The 16,538-nt window shown below is 56.9% G+C and carries 11 protein-coding genes and 1 pseudogene; all 12 read left to right on the top strand.

Annotation, left to right across the window (positions count from 1 at the left end; translation table 11 throughout):
• The first annotated feature begins 4 nt into the window (after positions 1-4).
• Positions 5-2,398 (top strand): SagB family peptide dehydrogenase, encoded by a 2,394-nt coding sequence (locus BFP90_RS22500; RefSeq protein ID WP_065898009.1) that lies wholly within the window; start codon positions 5-7, stop codon positions 2,396-2,398.
• Positions 2,392-3,414 carry a hypothetical protein gene (locus BFP90_RS28885; RefSeq protein WP_158254522.1) on the top strand — a complete coding sequence of 341 codons (1,023 nt, stop codon included), beginning with the start codon at positions 2,392-2,394 and terminating at the stop codon, positions 3,412-3,414. Before BFP90_RS22500 ends, BFP90_RS28885 begins: the two co-directional genes overlap by 7 nt.
• A complete protein-coding gene (locus BFP90_RS22490; protein ID WP_065898008.1) occupies positions 3,411-5,981 on the top strand; it encodes a lantibiotic dehydratase in 2,571 nt (856 codons plus the stop codon). Before BFP90_RS28885 ends, BFP90_RS22490 begins: the two co-directional genes overlap by 4 nt.
• The gene (locus BFP90_RS22485; protein ID WP_065892709.1) at positions 5,978-6,979 is read left to right on the top strand and encodes an efflux RND transporter periplasmic adaptor subunit; all 1,002 of its coding nucleotides are present in this window, start codon (positions 5,978-5,980) and stop codon (positions 6,977-6,979) included. Before BFP90_RS22490 ends, BFP90_RS22485 begins: the two co-directional genes overlap by 4 nt.
• An 11-nt stretch (positions 6,980-6,990) precedes the next feature.
• Positions 6,991-7,701, top strand: coding sequence for an ABC transporter ATP-binding protein (locus tag BFP90_RS22480; RefSeq protein ID WP_065892710.1), 711 nt, complete (start codon positions 6,991-6,993; stop codon positions 7,699-7,701).
• Positions 7,698-8,843, top strand: coding sequence for an FtsX-like permease family protein (locus tag BFP90_RS28880; RefSeq protein ID WP_065892711.1), 1,146 nt, complete (start codon positions 7,698-7,700; stop codon positions 8,841-8,843). The genes BFP90_RS22480 and BFP90_RS28880 overlap by 4 nt, the downstream gene beginning before the upstream one ends.
• Positions 8,840-10,039, top strand: a complete 1,200-nt coding sequence (locus BFP90_RS22470; protein ID WP_065892712.1) for an ABC transporter permease — start codon at positions 8,840-8,842, stop codon at positions 10,037-10,039. Before BFP90_RS28880 ends, BFP90_RS22470 begins: the two co-directional genes overlap by 4 nt.
• Positions 10,032-11,948 carry a S9 family peptidase gene (locus BFP90_RS22465; protein ID WP_065898006.1) on the top strand — a complete coding sequence of 639 codons (1,917 nt, stop codon included), beginning with the start codon at positions 10,032-10,034 and terminating at the stop codon, positions 11,946-11,948. The genes BFP90_RS22470 and BFP90_RS22465 overlap by 8 nt, the downstream gene beginning before the upstream one ends.
• 57 nt (positions 11,949-12,005) lie before the next feature.
• Positions 12,006-13,154 (top strand): SbmA/BacA-like family transporter, encoded by a 1,149-nt coding sequence (locus BFP90_RS22460; protein ID WP_065898005.1) that lies wholly within the window; start codon positions 12,006-12,008, stop codon positions 13,152-13,154.
• Positions 13,151-14,869 carry a hypothetical protein gene (locus BFP90_RS22455; RefSeq protein ID WP_065898004.1) on the top strand — a complete coding sequence of 573 codons (1,719 nt, stop codon included), beginning with the start codon at positions 13,151-13,153 and terminating at the stop codon, positions 14,867-14,869. Before BFP90_RS22460 ends, BFP90_RS22455 begins: the two co-directional genes overlap by 4 nt.
• A complete protein-coding gene (locus BFP90_RS22450) occupies positions 14,862-15,326 on the top strand; it encodes a toxin-activating lysine-acyltransferase (protein WP_065892716.1) in 465 nt (154 codons plus the stop codon). Before BFP90_RS22455 ends, BFP90_RS22450 begins: the two co-directional genes overlap by 8 nt.
• Positions 15,327-16,100: 774 nt before the next feature.
• Positions 16,101-16,431: pseudogene (locus BFP90_RS22445) on the top strand (catechol 1,2-dioxygenase); the annotation flags it as partial.
• Positions 16,432-16,538: the final 107 nt, after the last annotated feature.

Here is a 16,538-nt window from a genome sequence, read left to right as displayed (position 1 = left end):
GAGTATGAGCGCGAACCTTTCAGGGCAGCAGTTCGGCGGGCAAGATGAATTATTGGAGCGACTGCCTGCACGCCCAAAGCTATTGCGTGAGTTAGTCGTGGTGCCGGCTGGGCCCGATGCGGTGACTTTTTATGGCACTCAGAAACCACAAACCCTGCGTTGCCCACAGGGGCTGAAGAAACTCAGTGAGTTGCTTGCTCTGCTGGACGGCCGCCACAGTCTCGACGAAATTTCACAAGACCTGGCGTCGCACTTCAGTGGCGGTGTCACAGGGCTGGTATCCCTGTTGTTTCGCTATGGTTTGCTAGAGGACGGCGACGCGCAAAGCGGCAACGATGAGCCTGTGGGCTGCTATGCCGCGCGCTTCTGTGGTTCCTCCGGATATCATGCAAACCGTGACGCAGCCATAGCCCAAGCCGATGCCGTCCGATTACTGGTGGCGTGTCCTCAGCCTGTACGCGCCGCGTTATGCGCCAGCCTTGGAGGCGGCACGCTGGGAACGCTTCGCGTAGTACACAGCGCTGCTGAGGTGGCAGGTTCTGAGCATACTCATGCCCTGCTCGTACTCTCGGGTGGCGTTGAGGATGAAGAACTGCTCAAGGTCGCCGATGCGTTGCATGCCTCGAAAAGACCTTATTTCATCGGTACGCTTGGCAGCGATTGCATGCATCTGGGGCCCTTGGTGTTGCCTGGGCTGTCCGCAAGTCATCGCTGCGCCAGGTTGCAACTCAGCGCACCGGCGCCCTTGGCCGACCCGCTGGAAGCGGAGTTCCAGTGTGCTTACATTGCCCATGAGTGGCTGCAGATTGCATTGGGGTTGTTGACCGAAACCTATCTGAACAAAGTTCGCGTGCATCCTGTTGATAGTCGCGGTGCCTATCCCGTCAACAAACCCATCGCGCGAATCCCCGGCAGCCTTTTTGGAGGGCTTGCGACAGCCGCCTGCCTGGCTCCCGATGATCCGGCGTTTGCCGCTTGGGTGCATCACGTCAGTGTGCGCATGCCTCCCAAGGAGTGGCTAGCTCCGCGCCTGTTCGAAGGCCATTTCAAGATGGCCAATCTAAAGCTTTATGGTGCTCCCGTCACCCGCAGCTATGCGCTGGGAACCCTGACGTTGCCGGCGGCGGCCGAACTTCCTTCACACGCTGGAGGATCGAGTGTGCAAGCAGCGTGCGACGAACCGTCATTGGCGCAGCTGGCGGCGATTCTGCTGTATGCAGTCGGCGAGCAAACGTTGGAAGACGGCAGCCGACGGCGCATCGCGCCCTCGGGGGGAAGCCTGCGCTCATGCAGTTTTTATGTGTTGGTCAATCATTTGGCGCAGCTGGCATCCGGTCTTTATCTTTACGACGGTGAGACTGACTCTTTGATCCCTGTGAAGGTCGCCAGTCTTGTTGCCTTGCGCCAGTTGCTATACGGGACAGAGCACGCACCGTGCCCTGTTTCGCTAGTCGCCTCGAGCCACTTGGGCCGCGTACGCAACAAGTACCAGGATTTCGGCTTTAACCTTGTGCATTGGGATGCCGGTATTGCCTGCCAATACGCCACTCTGGTGGCTTCTGTCTTCGGGTTGAGGGTAGTGCAGCCCGCCTTGCTGCAAGCCGAACGCTGTGCTGAGTTGCTGAACCTCAACACGCAGGAACATGCCCAGATCGCCAGCAGCGTTCTGCATCTTGGCGGGCCGATGTCGGCCCCTGCCAATCAGCTCTTGAGTTCGAGCAGCAGTACCGCGCAGGAGCTGTTGATCGGCGCCGGCCATACTCGTGCGTGTCACGTTGGACAATCCCTTCCAGGCTGGGTGCCTCCAAGCCCAGAGGGTCGCGACAACACGTTGGATGTTGCCTCTTTGCTGCTGGGCCGTCGTGCAACCTATCGTTACGCCGAACAGCCGATCAGTACCTCGTGCCTGGTCAGGCTGGTTGTCAGTGCTCATCGGGCCTTGGTTGCTCACCAAGAACGGGGAGGCCCGAGACTGGACGTCTGGCCCTGGCTGCTGCTGATGCGCCCTGATGGGTCCATGACGCCGGGCATCTACGATTGCCGCAAACCTGCTCCTGAGCAATGGGTGCAGCGCGCAAGCCCGCTGACCCCGGCGATGTTCGCTGAATGCTTCAATCAGCAGGGCTTTCAAAAAGCGGGCGCAGCGTTGGTTTTCATGGCGGATCTGGAGCAAAGCTTCAGTCAGATGGGGCGACCGGTCTACTCACTGCTGTTGCAGCAAGCGGGCGGCGCTGCGGTCGCCACTTGGCTGGAGGCCCTCGCCATGGGGTTGGTCGGTTGCACGGTGGGTGGAATTATTGAGGCTGGCTTCATGCGTCTGGCGGGTACCGACGGCTACTGCGAAACACCGTTGTTCTCATTGGTATTGGGCCATCCGATCGAGGACGGCGCGTGTTGACGTACGCAAGCGAAGCATCCCCCGCCTGCTCATTTAATTCGCGGGTTATCGATGTACAGCCGGATATCGACACGCTGATCCTTGTCGGTGACATGCATAGCCGACCATTAAAGCTGGCAGGTCTTTCCTGCACGCTGGCGTTGGCGATCAAGCGCGGCGCGAGTGAAAGCGAGTTGATCGCCATTTTGGGCCTGGCCTATCCCAACCATCCTGCGGCGCATCATCAGCGAGCCTTGCAGACGTTTATCGGTAAATTGCGCACCGCCGGGTTGCTTGACGAGGATCAGGTGCGCTCCATGGGCCGTTGGTCGATGCCTAATCCGGACCCGTTGGCCGAAGTTCTGGCAGGGCGCTTGCTCACCCTTCCTGCGCGCTTGCGTCGTTGGTTGTTGCGCGGCGCGGTGATCGGGAGTGTGGTAATCATTCTGTTGGCCCTGCAACACCAACCCCACTGGCGCGAATGGGCTCTTTCAACGCCCGTCCATTGGGCAGCCCTTGGCGTGGGAGTGCTGGCGTGGCTGATCCTGCATGAATTGGCGCATGCCGTGGCTTGCCGCATGCATGGTTGCCCCGTGTCGGGCGCCGGGCTGATGCTCAGAGGTTTCCTGCTGCCGTCGCCCTTTATCAATACGTCGGCGATTCATCTGTTCCCTGGTGACGCGATACGTCTGCACGTCGCCATTGCGGGCCCCGTCCTGGATCTGCTGCTGGCCGGCGTGCTTGCCGCCGAGTTGATGCTCATGCCACCAGGCAGTGCTACTGCGGTTGTACAGGCGCTGTTGCAACTGGTGTTGCTCGGCCTGTACTTCAATCTCACCCCATTTCGAATCTCTGATGGGCGCACGGCCTTTGACGTGTATTTCGGCGACATCCGACAGACTTATCAGCCGCGATGGGGGAGGGCGTCTATGTCGGTCATGAATGTTCGTCGCAACGCCTTTGCAGCCTATGCGGCGCTCTACATCATCGTCACGGCTTTCGTCATCATCCAAGTCGCCGGCTGGGCCATTCAATGAGCACTTACGAGACGTGTGCGCTGCCTTCCAAGGGCGTCCAAGATGCAACCACCGAGCTGCGGATCATGCCGTTCGTACTGGTACGCATCGCAGGTTTGCCTGCCACTCACGGCGTTGAGTTGCCTGGGCGGGAAGTCAGTGAGATTGCCGCGCGGCTGCGCTCTGTCGTGGAGCAATTGCACGTGCTGGCCCTTAACCTGGTCAGTGCATTATTCGATGCTGTCGCGCAGCCCTCGGCAACGGCCTATCGCGCAGGGTTATTGCGGGCAAAACGGCAGGTCTTCAACGGCGTTGAACTGCTGGCGAGCGCCGAGCTATTGGCATGGCTCGAACAGCAATTGCCCAATGTTCTCGCACTCTGCCAAACGTATCAGCAGGTATTCAGGACGCGTGCCGAACTGCAGGCGCGTCTGGAGTCGAGCTGCGCTGCGCAACAGGAAACCACTCGAGCAATCTTGCAGGACGCACTGGCGCAGCCGGCTTTCAATCGTGCATTAGGACTGGCCGCGCCGCGGCTGCTGGCCCAATTACAGCTGCCCCTGCAGGCGCATCCGCGCAAACGACGCAAGCAATTGGAGCGCACCGTGATGGCGTTCATGCTGCGTGCGGGAATGAAGGTCAGTCCCTTCAGTAGTTTTGCCTCCACCTGCCAAGCAAACCTGGACCCGACCTGCGAACTGGGCCACCTCCACGCTCATGGCCAAAGGTTGCAGGCAACGTCGCGCTTAAGCCGAAGCGTGGTCGTCGCATTGCGCGAGCAGTTGGCCGAGAGTTCGCTGGCTGACAGCAACAAAGTTGAATTTTGTCTGAATCCAAGCCTGCGTTTTTTGCAGGACGAAAACGCTTTTTTGCGATCGCTTCGTGCCCATGGGCGCGATTATCAAGTGCGGCGCGGCACGCTGTGGAGTGAGGAAAGTTTGCTCAATGCCAGGCTGGCCCCTTCGCTGTGCGCGCTGTTGCAAGGATTGCCCGCGTGTTTTGGTCGGGAAGATTTTTTGCGGCGTCTGCGCCAGATTGAGCGGGAACCGCAGAAAGCTGAACGCCTGCTTAAACAGCTGTTACGCAAAGACATCCTGCGCCTGCTCCCGCAATGGCAGGCACAGGATGATGCACCCGCTTTATTGTTGGCCGATGCCATGCAAGAGCACCCGCAGATGACCGAGCTGGCAGGCCAGCTGCGCCAACTCGATAACCGTGCCCGCACCTTTGCCGACACGCCCACATCCTTGCGTCCTGCATTGCTCAATGAGATTGAGGAGGGCATCGCCGAGCTGCATACCCGACTTGGCAATCGCCACCCTCCACGGCTGGCCAGCAGTGTCTATGAAGATGTGCGCAATAGTGGCCTGACCCTGAGTTTCGGGACGCGGTTTGCCGAGCAGACGTTGCGTCGTGTTGCTGATGTGGTGGGTCGGTACGCGACTATTTCGGCCGAATATCTATGGCTGCGTGAATGCTTCATTGAGCGATTCGCAGAAGGAGGCTGCTGCACGGACGTCGAGGGTTTCTTGCGTGACGTGTGGCCGACCTACTTGGCGTTGGGACAAAACATTCTCAATGGCAACGTTCCACGCCCGGCTCTTGGCCGCGTCGCGCCAGCAGCATTGCGCCTGCCCTTGACGGTGTATTTCCAGCTGGTAACGCCTGACCTGGACGAGGCCCTTAACGGCAAACCGCTGGTGGTGATAAATGGCGCGTACCACCGAGCCGCCTGGCAACTTGCGCGTGGGGCCATTAACAATGGCACGCAGCAGGATCCCTACGAAACTCAGTTGCGCGATTGGATTGTGGACGTTCATCGCCCGATTGCTCCAGCGACCGTCACGGTCAGTGGTGAGTCAAGCAATCTGCAAGCACAGCCGCGGTTGTGCGAGCGGCAGTTATGCCTGGATGAGCAACCTATGCAGGACAGTGACTTGCTGTTGCGGGATATGCAATTGATCCACAACGCCGACACCGGCCTGCTTGAGCTGATCGGCCCGGATCATCAGCCGCTAGCGTTGCAGTACTTGGGCGGCGCTTCGCCGCTGCCGGCCTGGGGGATCAAGTATCTGCTCACGCTGCTGGTCGAGCCCGTCCAGATCGGGCGCCCAGGCGCTGAAATGGTGAGCGCAGGCCACCTCGACGCTGACTTTCGCCACCAGCCACGTCTGGAAGACGACGGCTGTGTGCTGTTGCGGGAAACCTGGTGGTTGCGCTCGCGCATGCTGCTTGAGTGCCTGGAGGGCCTCAGCAGCTCGGCACAGGTCGCTGCGCTGTTACGGCTGTGTGCCGAACATGGCATCCCTGAAGACGTGTTTGTGAACGGTCAATTCGACGATTTTTTTGGTTGGAAATCTTTCGCCGCCGCCAAAACCCGCAAGCCGTTCTGGTGCCGCCTGAGCAATATCGCGTGCATGGACTACTTGCTCGGTTTGGCGCGGGACACTGATTGGCTGGTACTTCGCGAGGCGCTTCCGGCGCCACAAGACAGCTGGCTGAAGATTGACGATAAACCCTGCGTTACGGAGATGCATACGGAAATGGTGCTGGTGGGTGGGCATATGGCCAATGGATGGATCAAATGAGCAGCAGCCGCGATCCTTTGGAGTTATTGAACCGTCCTGTCGGCGCCTTTACGGATGCGTCGGTGCCGGCGGTGCGGCATCGGCCTCGCTGGTTGTGGCTATTGCTGCCGGGCGCAGCGGCGGTCGCCTTCTGTGTATTTTCTGCGCAGCCTCAACCTGTGCCTTTGGCCGATAAACGCGAGGTCGGCACACCGGACTCAGTGGAAACGGCCCCTGTACCCGGTGCGGCCACGCAAATCACCGCTGCAGGTTTTATCAAGGCCGATCAGTTGGCGACGGTTTCCGCCGAGGTGACCGGAACCTTGAAGAAAACCTATGTACGACGCGGTGACCGGGTAAAAAAAGGCGATGCCATTGCCGCTTTGGATACGGCGTCCTTGAGCAGCCAACTGAAGTTTGCGCAAGTTCAACTGAAAGTCGCGCAGAACAACGAGCATCAAGCGCGTGAGCGCTTGCCTCTGGCAGAGGCGCGTTTCCGGCGTATTGAGTTGTTGAAGGACGAACAAGTGGTGCCACCCCAGGACTACGAGGATGCCAAGTCCGAAGTCACCGAGCGCCGTGCGGAGGTGCAGCGCTATGGGCTCCAGGCTGAGTCTGCGGCGATTGATATCCAGGGTCGCCAGATCGATTTGGAGCGCGCGACCATCCGTGCCCCATTCGATGGAATCATTGTTTCCCTAGATGCTGCCGTGGGTGAGGTGGTTTCACCGGTTTCCGCTGCCGGCGGCTTCGCCAGAACGGGCATTGCGACATTAGTCGACACTCGACACTTTTATGCCGAGGTCTGGGTACCTGAAAAGTCCCTGGGGAAACTCGAAAGCCGGCAACGTGTTTCAGTCAAACCCGATGCGTTGCCTGAGCTCGCGGTGGGCGGCAGTGTTGCCTATATATCGCCACTGGTTGACGAGCAACGGGCTGCCGTACTGGTGCGAATTGCCCTGGAGCAAGCCCCGCAAGCCTACAAACACAACATGTCAGTACACGTTGATTTCTTATAAGGAATGCTTTTTTGCAGACGCCCTCAGACGATGAAATCGTGCTGCGCCTCAACGGTGTGGCGCGTGCGCATATCAAAGGTCGCGAACGTATCCGCGTACTGCAGGGCCTGGACCTTGAGGTGCAACGTGGCGAGATGGTCAGCATCATGGGGCCTTCCGGTTCGGGCAAGTCCACGTTGCTGGACGTCATCGCCGGGGTGATCCCGTCTAATGAAGGTGTGGTGGAGCTTGCCGGTCATCGCATGGACGGTAAAAGCGAGTCACTGCGCACCCAGATACGCGCTGCCCATATCGGTTTTGTTTTTCAGTTCTACTGCTTGATTCCGGCTCTGACAGCGGAGGAAAACGTCATGCTGCCGCTGCACTTGTGGAAACTGTCTCGCAAGGAACGGGCACTGCGCGCCGATGCTGCATTAGAGGTGGTGGGCATGACCCATCGGCGGCGTCACCTTCCGGGTGAGCTGTCTGGCGGTGAGCAGCAGCGCATCTCGATTGCCCGTGCAATTGCAGGCAATCCGGACGTGCTGTTATGCGATGAGCCGACCGGAGACTTGAATAAAGAGACTGGCCTGGAAGTGATGGCGATCATTGAGCAATTGAGTCACCACTATCGCAAGGCGGTCGTCGTCGTGACCCATGATCCGAATGTCGCGGCATTAGCCGACCGACATTTGAGGCTGCAACATGGCGTGCTGGTTGATGACAGGCCGAATCTGCGATGAGCGCCAGACTGACCTATATCTGGCGAGGCTTGCGTGGACATCGCGCGCGCTTTGTCCTAGTCGTGGCCTTTATCGCGTTTGGCATGTTGTTACTGCAGTTGGGAGCGGCGCTTGATAACGTCTTTTCCACGCCGCAGCAGGCTCAGACGGACCGAAGGTTGCTGGTTGTCAACGGGCTCAGCCCGCAGATGCCGCTGCCCGATGTGTATTTGGGACGTATTGCCGACCTCGAAGGGGTGGCCGCGGTTACGCACGTCACTTGGGTCGGTGCTTATTTCCGTCATCCCAGTTGGGTGGTGCCTGCCCTGGCGGTGGACAGTGCCAGTTTTCTTACCTTGAATCCCAGCTTACAGGTGGCGCCCAACCAGCTCGCCGAATGGCAACGCACGCGCGATGGCGTGCTGGTGGACCAGCGTTTTGCACAGTTGTACAACCTTGCCGTGGGCGATCGCCTGCCACTGCAATCCAGCGTCTGGGCTATAGATAATGGCGGCCTGCTGGATTTGCGCATCGTGGGAATTGTCATTGATAACACGCCTGAGAACCGTCCAGGACTGTATCTGCATTACAACTTTTTTGATTCCAGCCGCCTTGAAGGCAAGGGCTTGACCAGTTACTTCCTGATCGAGCCGAGTCAGGAGGCCGATGATGGGGCGCTGTCTCAACGGGTCGACGTCCACTTCAGCAACGATAGTATGCGCGGCACGACACAAACGGCTTCCCTGCAGGTGCACATGCGCCAGTTCACCGCGCGCCTGTTCGACTTCGGGCGCGCCATCGCTTTCGTCAGTTACTGCATCTGCCTGTTATTGGCTATTTTGCTGGCGGCCAATCTCTACGTGATCACGCAAAAATCCCTGGCCGATTATCAGATTTTTTACCGGCTCGGATTTTCTCGGCGCTGGGTAATCGTCACCGCGTTTTTTCAATTAACCAGTTACATCGTGTGTGGCGTGTTAGTCAGCATTCTGCTGGGGATTGCTATCCAACGCCTTATCGTATGGTTGCCCGTGGCGGTGCCGGGGGAGATCAGCCTTCATCCGGCGGACTATCTGCGGCTCTTGGCCGTGGGTGGTGTGTTGACCGTGGTCTGTACCGCACCGGCGCTCAGCCGCTTGATCCGCAGAGGTTTTTCCCAATGACTCGCGCTGGACAAACCGCCGCAGCGACTTCGACGTTGAGTAAAACCTGGGTGCTGGTGGTGATCTACCTGCGTCAGTTGCTGCGCAAACCGGTGTATCTAGCGGCAATAGTGCTCAGCTTTACGGTGGTCATGGCGGCCGTGGTCATGACATTCGCCGTACGTGAAGGGTTGCGTGCGACGCTGGATGCCAGTAGCCAACCCGGCTGGTATTTCATGATCAATGCGCACGCCAATACGGAATTGATGAGCCAGGTCACGCGAGCACAGGCACTTAACCTGGAGCAATTACACGACGCCGACGTTGCGCATGTGCGTGGTTATTCCGCGGAGTTGGCGATGCTTACCCGCCAGAAGGCCGACGGGCGCGATAAGGAGCTTATCGTGCGCGGCGTGACTGACGGGGCGTTCAGTCTGGTCAATCCCCTCAGCGGTGCGAACTATGCGCGGATCATCGAAGGTCGAAGGTTCCAGCCCGACAAAAATGAAGTCATCGTCGGGGCCAGTCTACGTAACCACTACCCGGATTTTGCTGTCGGGCACAGCATTCTGTTGAAAGGACAGCCGTGGAAAATCGTCGGTGTATTCACTTCGGGAGGCTCCGTTCGCGAGTCGGAGTTCTGGAGCGACTTGGTTCATCTGCGCACTGATTACGGCCTGGCCCCGGTCTACAGTGTCATCGCATTCGGCGGGCCGCCGGCGTCGGCGGCCAGATACAACGCAACGCTTGCAGACCTGGAAAAAGACACGCTGACCATACGCGACAGCCGTGAGCACTATGCTGGGCAGGCGCAGGACTTGATTGATCTGGTCATGTACTTTGGCCTCGCATTCGCGGTACTCGTCGGCATTGTGGCGGCCACGGGCGTGGCGGCGTTGATCGAGTCTTTATTGATGGACAATGCTGACGATTTGCGTGTGCTGGCGTTGATCGGCTTCGGCCGTGAACGCCTGATCGCCCACCTCGCGCTGATTGGGTTGCTTGGCTTCGCCGGTGGTGTGCTGGGGCTATTCATCTGCCTGTTGTTGTTCTCCGGCATGACGTTTACCACTTACAGCCAGTCCAGGGAACTTGCCTTTTCGATCTCTATCAATCGAGAGGTCATAAGTGCTTCACTCGCCTATTGCGTCCTACTCGGTATGGCTGCCGCCGCCTTGGTGATTCCACGTTTGCAACGTAGGGCCCGGCATGAATAGTCGCTTATCTTGCGTACCTTTGATCCCGCGGGCGTGCATTTTTGGCAACCCCGCCAATGCCCATCCGCAGATTGAACCCAATGGCCTGCGCCTGGCTTGGCTGGCTCCGCACCATGGCGTGGTGAGTATATGGATCGCCCCCATCGACAGGTTGCACGACGCCCGGCCAGTCACGAATGCAGGCACTCGCGGAGTCGGTCTGTATGCCTGGACTTATCTGCCAGAGCATCTTGTGTATCTGCACGACGCAGAAGGTGACGAGAATTACCACATCCATTGCGTCAATACCGAGACTGGGATCGACCGTGACTTGACGCCTTTTGCTGGCGTACGTTCGACGATTGTCGCCATAAGTCGTGAATGTCCGGGCCAGATTCTGATCATGTGCAACAAGCGTTCGCTTGAGCATTTCGATCTGTACAACCTGGACCTGCAGAGCGGTCAGTATGTGCATGCGCTGGAAAACCCAGGGTTCATTTCCTTTGTGCTCGATGGTTTGTATCAGCCTCGTTTTGCGACCCGCTTAGCCGATACCGGCGAGCTTGAGATTCTTCGTTATCAGGGCGCGCAAGGGTGGTCGCCGTGGCTGATTTTTCCAATCGAGGACGTGCGCGTATCCAGGGCACTGATGTTGGCCAAGGACGGAAAACGGCTTTTTCTGCTCGATAGCCGCCAGCGAGATACCGCCGCCTTGACCTGCGTCGACTTGGAGTCGGGCCACGTGCAGGTGATAGCAGAGGACGCTGGAGCGGACATTTGCGACCTGCACTTCGATCTGGTGACCCAGGAGCCCATCCTGTACGGCGTTACGCGTGAGCGTCGGCGTTACACGGCACTGAATGCCGATATACAGGTGGATATCGACTTTCTGGCAGCCTCAGGCATCACCGATTGGCAGTTGATCAATCGCAGTAGGGATGATCGCTTATGGATCATTTCCACTTGCATCGATTGCCGACCGCCGACGATTCAACTGTATGACCGCAATACTCGATTGCTGACGACGGTGATGAGTGCCGAAGCGTATTTCGACACCTCGACACTGGTTCCCATGCAGTGCGTCAGCTTCCGTGCACGAGACGGTCGCGCCTTGATCGCGTATCTCACGCGTCCACCTGCAACCACCGCTCGTGGCCCGATGGTGCTGCTGGTTCACGGTGGACCTTGGGCTCGCGATGAGTACGGATTCAATAGCTACCATCAATGGCTCGCCAATCGCGGCTACAACGTGATGAGTGTGAACTTCCGTGGCTCCACCGGGCTGGGCAAAACCTTCATCAATGCCGGTGACGGCGAGTGGGGGCGCAAGATGGACGATGACTTGCTCGACGCAGTTGAGTGGGCGGTATGCGAAGGCGTTGCCGACCCGATGCGCGTGGCGATCATGGGCGTCAGTTATGGGGGCTATGCCGTTTTAGCGGGCATGACCCGTAGTGCTGATCGCTATGCCTGCGGCGTCGACCTCTGCGGGCCCACCAATCTGGAAACCTTCATCGACTCGATCCCTGTCTACTGGGCGAGTCTGCGGTCCGCATTCATACAAGCCATCGGTGATCCGCAAACCACAGCAGGCCTTGCACTGCTGCGAGAGCGCTCGCCGATTCATCATGTGCACACACTCAGTAAACCGCTGCTTGTGGGGCATGGCGCCCATGATGTGAGGGTGCGTCGAAACGAAAGCGATCAACTGTGCGAGGCCTTGCGCGCCAACGATATCCCCGTGACTTATCTGCTTTTTCCTGACGAGGGCCACGGCCTGCAACGACCGGGCAACATGCTCTACTTCAATGCCGTCGCCGAAACGTTCCTGGCGCGGTATCTCGGTGGGCGCGCAGAGCCGATCAGTGACGAAGAACGCAGCAATAGCAGTGCTCAGTACCTCATGCAAGCGGAGGACGATTGCCGATAGGGATCGGCTGCAAGACCCATAAAAATATAACGATGAAGTACTAACCGAGATTCCCCGATGGATCAAAATATCTTTAACAAGGATGTGATGGCCTTTAATCAAAGGCATTTCCTGCGCAACACGCTCTCTGTGCTGTCTTTGTACTGGAACAGCGAAGAGAAAGTCTTTGCCTGGTGCGCTTCAGTTTCATTGGTTGTGCTCTCGCTGCTCGCCGTTGTGACGGCGTTGGCGATCAACGAATGGTACAAGCACTTTTACAATGCTGTTCAGGACCATGACGCGGCACAATTCTACCGCCTGGTGTTGGTGTCGCTGGCCATCATCTCGTTTTCCGTCGCACGATCCGTTGTGATTACGTATCTGGTCGACGTCTTTGCACTTAAATGGCGCCGCTGGTTGACCAACCACTATCTTAGCGAATGGGTCGTCACCTCGAGTCGGCCTGACCACGTGGAGCATTGTGTCGATAATCCTGATCAGCGAATCGCCGAAGACATCAATAAATTCACCTTTGAAACCATCGACCTTGCCTGTGGCCTGATTTACACGCTGGCGAGTGTCATATCGTTCAGTGTGGTGCTGATCGGCATTTCGGGCGATGCAACGTTCGTGGGCATTACTATCCCGGCCTACATGTTCTGGGCTGCTATTTTGTATGCCCTGGTGGGTACCTACATCAGCCAGAAAATCGGCTTCAAACTGGTGTCGCTCAGTAGCAACCAACAGCGCTCCGAGGCGGACCTTCGTTATTTTCTAATCCGCTTTCGCAATGCGTCGTCTATTCCCGAGGCCGGCACCCGTCGACACGCCGAGAAAAATCATCTAAGCGAAAAGCTTGAAGTCAGCCTGGCCAATATGCGCCTGACCATTGGCGTAAAAATGCGTTTGTCGCTTTTCACCGAAAGTTACAGCCAGCTGTCTCTACTGTTCAGCAGTTTGTTGGCTGTGCCGCGTTTTTTTTCCGGCAGCATCATGTTCGGCGATGTCATGCAGATCAACTCGGCTTTCGGCAACCTTTGCGAAAACCTGAGTTGGGTGATTAACGCCTATCACCGGCTTGCCGACTGGAAAGCCACCACCGATCGACTGATTTCATTCGATGGTGCCCTTACATCGGCCTCAGTGGCGGGGTGTTATCCAGGTTTTATGGGCGGCTCAAGCGTCCTTCCCATCAATGAGCCCATCAGGGAGGGTGCCCATTCATGATAGCCAAGCAATTGAAGGACCTGCCGGAGGTGTTTGTGCCCTTCGAAACGACCAGGGTCGATGGCGGTGAGGTCATTTATCGTAATGGTGAAATCGACTGCGGCCTGAGCCATGCCGAGTTGCTTTCTGAATACAGCTATATCGTCAGCGAGCCACCTCACGCCGCTGATTACGCCCTCGACAAGAAAGTTTTTTTTGCCGAGCGCTACGGCGGTGATGGCTTGTTGAATAACGGCGGCGGCGGGCGGTGTGGTTTCGATGGGCGCTTTCATTCAAAAGGTATTGGGCCTAATCCTTTGGTCGGGATCAGGCCACCGGATGGTTATGGCAACTCGCATGCCAATGGCTTTCTTTCACTGAATACGGCGGTGTATGAGTCGATTTGGGCAGAAATCATTCATCTTGCGCTTCCCTATGGCGCCGTTAGAACCGTGGCAATCATCGATCTGCGTGTGGAGTTTGAAGAGCCCGATGAACGCCATCCACGCGGCTTATTGGTCAGGATGCCTGCCGTGCGGCCGGCTCACTTCATCAGAGCCATTTATTACAAGGAAAAAAAATTCGACGAACTGAGCGAGGACGCCAAACGCGTCAAGGCCGCGGTGAACAAGTTAGTCGCGTTTTTACCGCAATCGAGTCTGACTCAGCCGTCTGAAAGTCTTACTGAGCGACTGGGCACAGGGCTGGACGAGCTGGCGAAGCGCTACGCCCGGCAATTTGCAGTGGCTCGGGCAAAGCGAATTTTTCATCAAAGTATCAGCGCCTCCAATGTAACGCTGGAGGGCGCCTGGATGGACCTGGCAGGGGCTACCGCGTTTTCAGAGCGTATGTGGTGGGAGGGCTTCACGGTCGGTCAATTCACGACGGAATATCTGCCGGCCCTCGGCAGTATTCAAGAGATGGGCTATTACCTTGGGAAGTACAAGGTTGTCAGCCCTGAAGCCGCACAAACCATGGTCGACACAGCGCTGGCGAGCTTTTCAAACGAGTATGAAGTAACGCTGTCACTCTACACGGCGGTGAGCGCTGGTTTCCCTTTGTCGCTGCTTGAGGATGTCGTGGCTGATCGATTGTTTTTGGAATTCTCGACGTGTTTGAGCGCGGTATTGGCGTTCGATACCTTTGAAGTGATTTCTCTGCACACCACCGCAGGCTGGCAGGGTTACGAGTATTGGGCCGCTCGGTTATATATTCAGTTATTGAAGAACAAGAGCACGGATGTCGTTCAGGGTTTCAGTTGGGCGTGTTCCGATGTTGCGTTGGTCAGAAAAATGGTAGAGAGCTACGATCGTCTTTTTGAGCTGCTGTTTTCCAAGGCGCAATCATTCGAGGTCAGGTATAACCATTTTGTTGCGTATATGGCGATGAATATCACGCGCTTGAACCGGCGTGCTTTTGTTTTGGAGCTGGCGCCGTTGCGGCAAAAAATAGCCGCGGTTAACCGTGCAGACCCTGATGCCTATCCACGATTATTTAATCAGGCCGTCAGTGCAGCAACGCTCGCCTTTTGCGATGAGCGCGACTTCACCACTGTGTTTTGGGCCAGTGGGAAAACCATCATCCGATTTAATGCGCTGGATGGACGCTTTTACATCGAGAACGAGAGCGGGATGCAGATGCACGCCAATGGGCTGCATGAACTGGACCTGCCAGCGGATGTGATCAACGACGCTGTGGCTTTTTATGCCGACGTGGAGGCGTTATTAAATGCGTAAAAAAGTTAAGGTTTTTACCCTTTGTCGAAAGCAAAGCTACGTCGATAAGGCCGCACTGATAGGGTTTGCCTGCTGGGTTGCGATGGAAAGCCAGATGAAACGCGAGCTTAAGTTGATGGATGTCCGGGCCTGGATTGTACCGGCCATCAATCATCAGCAAATACTGTTTTTCTTTGACGATTTTGATCGGCCGATTGGCTATATCACCTGGGCCAATTTAGCTCCCGATACCGAACAACGGTTGTTGAAAGCCCCTGATTTTTCGCTGCACGACGCTGAGTGGGATGAGGGGCGCCGCACGTGGATTATTGACTGTTGTTTTCTGGAGGGCAGGGCAGGGCATGCCGAACCGGAAATCCACCGATTATTGAAGGCTGAAGGGATTGATAAGATTTTCTGGACGCGCCGAGACGAAAACAACGTAGTGAAGGCCATTATTGAAAACGTGCTTCATTAAGCCCGGACGTGTCTACGAAACTTGGGGTGATTCACACTGCATTAAATAGAGGTTGGCCACCAGCTGCTGACTAGATTATCCAATGAGCGGCTTCCCTGTAGTTGTTGAGTGATTGCTCAAAAAAGAGTTGCCATGCGTGTCAGCTTTTGTGAAGAGAGATCCAGATCAGGTGATCTTTGCGAGCTGGCATAGCGGCCACTAACCGCAATGCTGAAAAAACCGCCCTACTAGGGCGGTTTTTTTGCCCTCAGAAAAGTTAAATTTCAGTCATAGGTGATGGCACTGCAGATGCCTAGCACGACTTACGACGCAAAAAACTACGATATTTGAAGGCCGCTTTGATCATTTCAAAACCGCGAACAGTTTTCTCACAGATGATCGAATCTGGGAGCGCGCTGGACTACCGTTTACTAGTCGGCGGGTAAATACTCGTAAGGGCCAGGAGGGCAGTGATGGCGATGCAGTACGGTTCCCGAGTCCTATCTGCCATTCCTATATTTGTCGGCAACGAAATCGGGAATCAGCGTGAATTCTCGATGAGTCGTGATTAGGTAAACAGAAGCTAATCAGATGGGCGAAATGAGTAGGGCTACACAAGCTCTTCGTGCGGCTCGAAAGATTGTATTTTTCACGGGGACAGGTATTTCAGCAGAGAGTGGCATTCCCACTTTCGGGGATAAGCTCACCGGGCATTGGACAAAACATGATGTATTACAACTACATGGAAGCTTGGCCACACCGATCTGCTTCGCATGCAAGCGTCCTGCGAATCTGATCGTGCCGTCGAGTTATGGCTGCCCGCCGACCGGGCCGACCCAACAGTTGCTTGATCAACTCGGGCGCCACGGGCAGCGGCCGGCGCATATCCACTTCTTCATCTCGGCCCCGGGTTATCGTCACCTGACCACGCAGATCAACCTGTCGGATGACCCGTACGTGCACGACGATTTTGCGTATGCCACACGCGATGAACTGATCGCCGATGGCGCTGGAGTTGGGCGTGCAAGGGCGCTTTGCGCGGATTGATTTCGACTTTGAGCTGCAGGTGGCCGCTGCACCGGTAGAGCAGAAGCGCATGCAGCGCGTTCGTGCGCTCGAGAATTGAGCGCGGTAGGGCAGGAGCGGGTGCGACTGAAACTAGGCCGAGGCAGCCCGGCGCGCGTTGGGGCCCTACTGGATCAATGGTTGGAGCGGTTGGTCCTTACTGGCCGT

The sequence above is a fragment of the Pseudomonas sp. 24 E 13 genome, assembly GCF_900004715.1.
GTDB lineage: Bacteria > Pseudomonadota > Gammaproteobacteria > Pseudomonadales > Pseudomonadaceae > Aquipseudomonas > Aquipseudomonas orientalis_A.
Note: the sequence above shows the minus strand (reverse complement) of the source record. Positions and strands in the feature narration are given on the sequence as shown.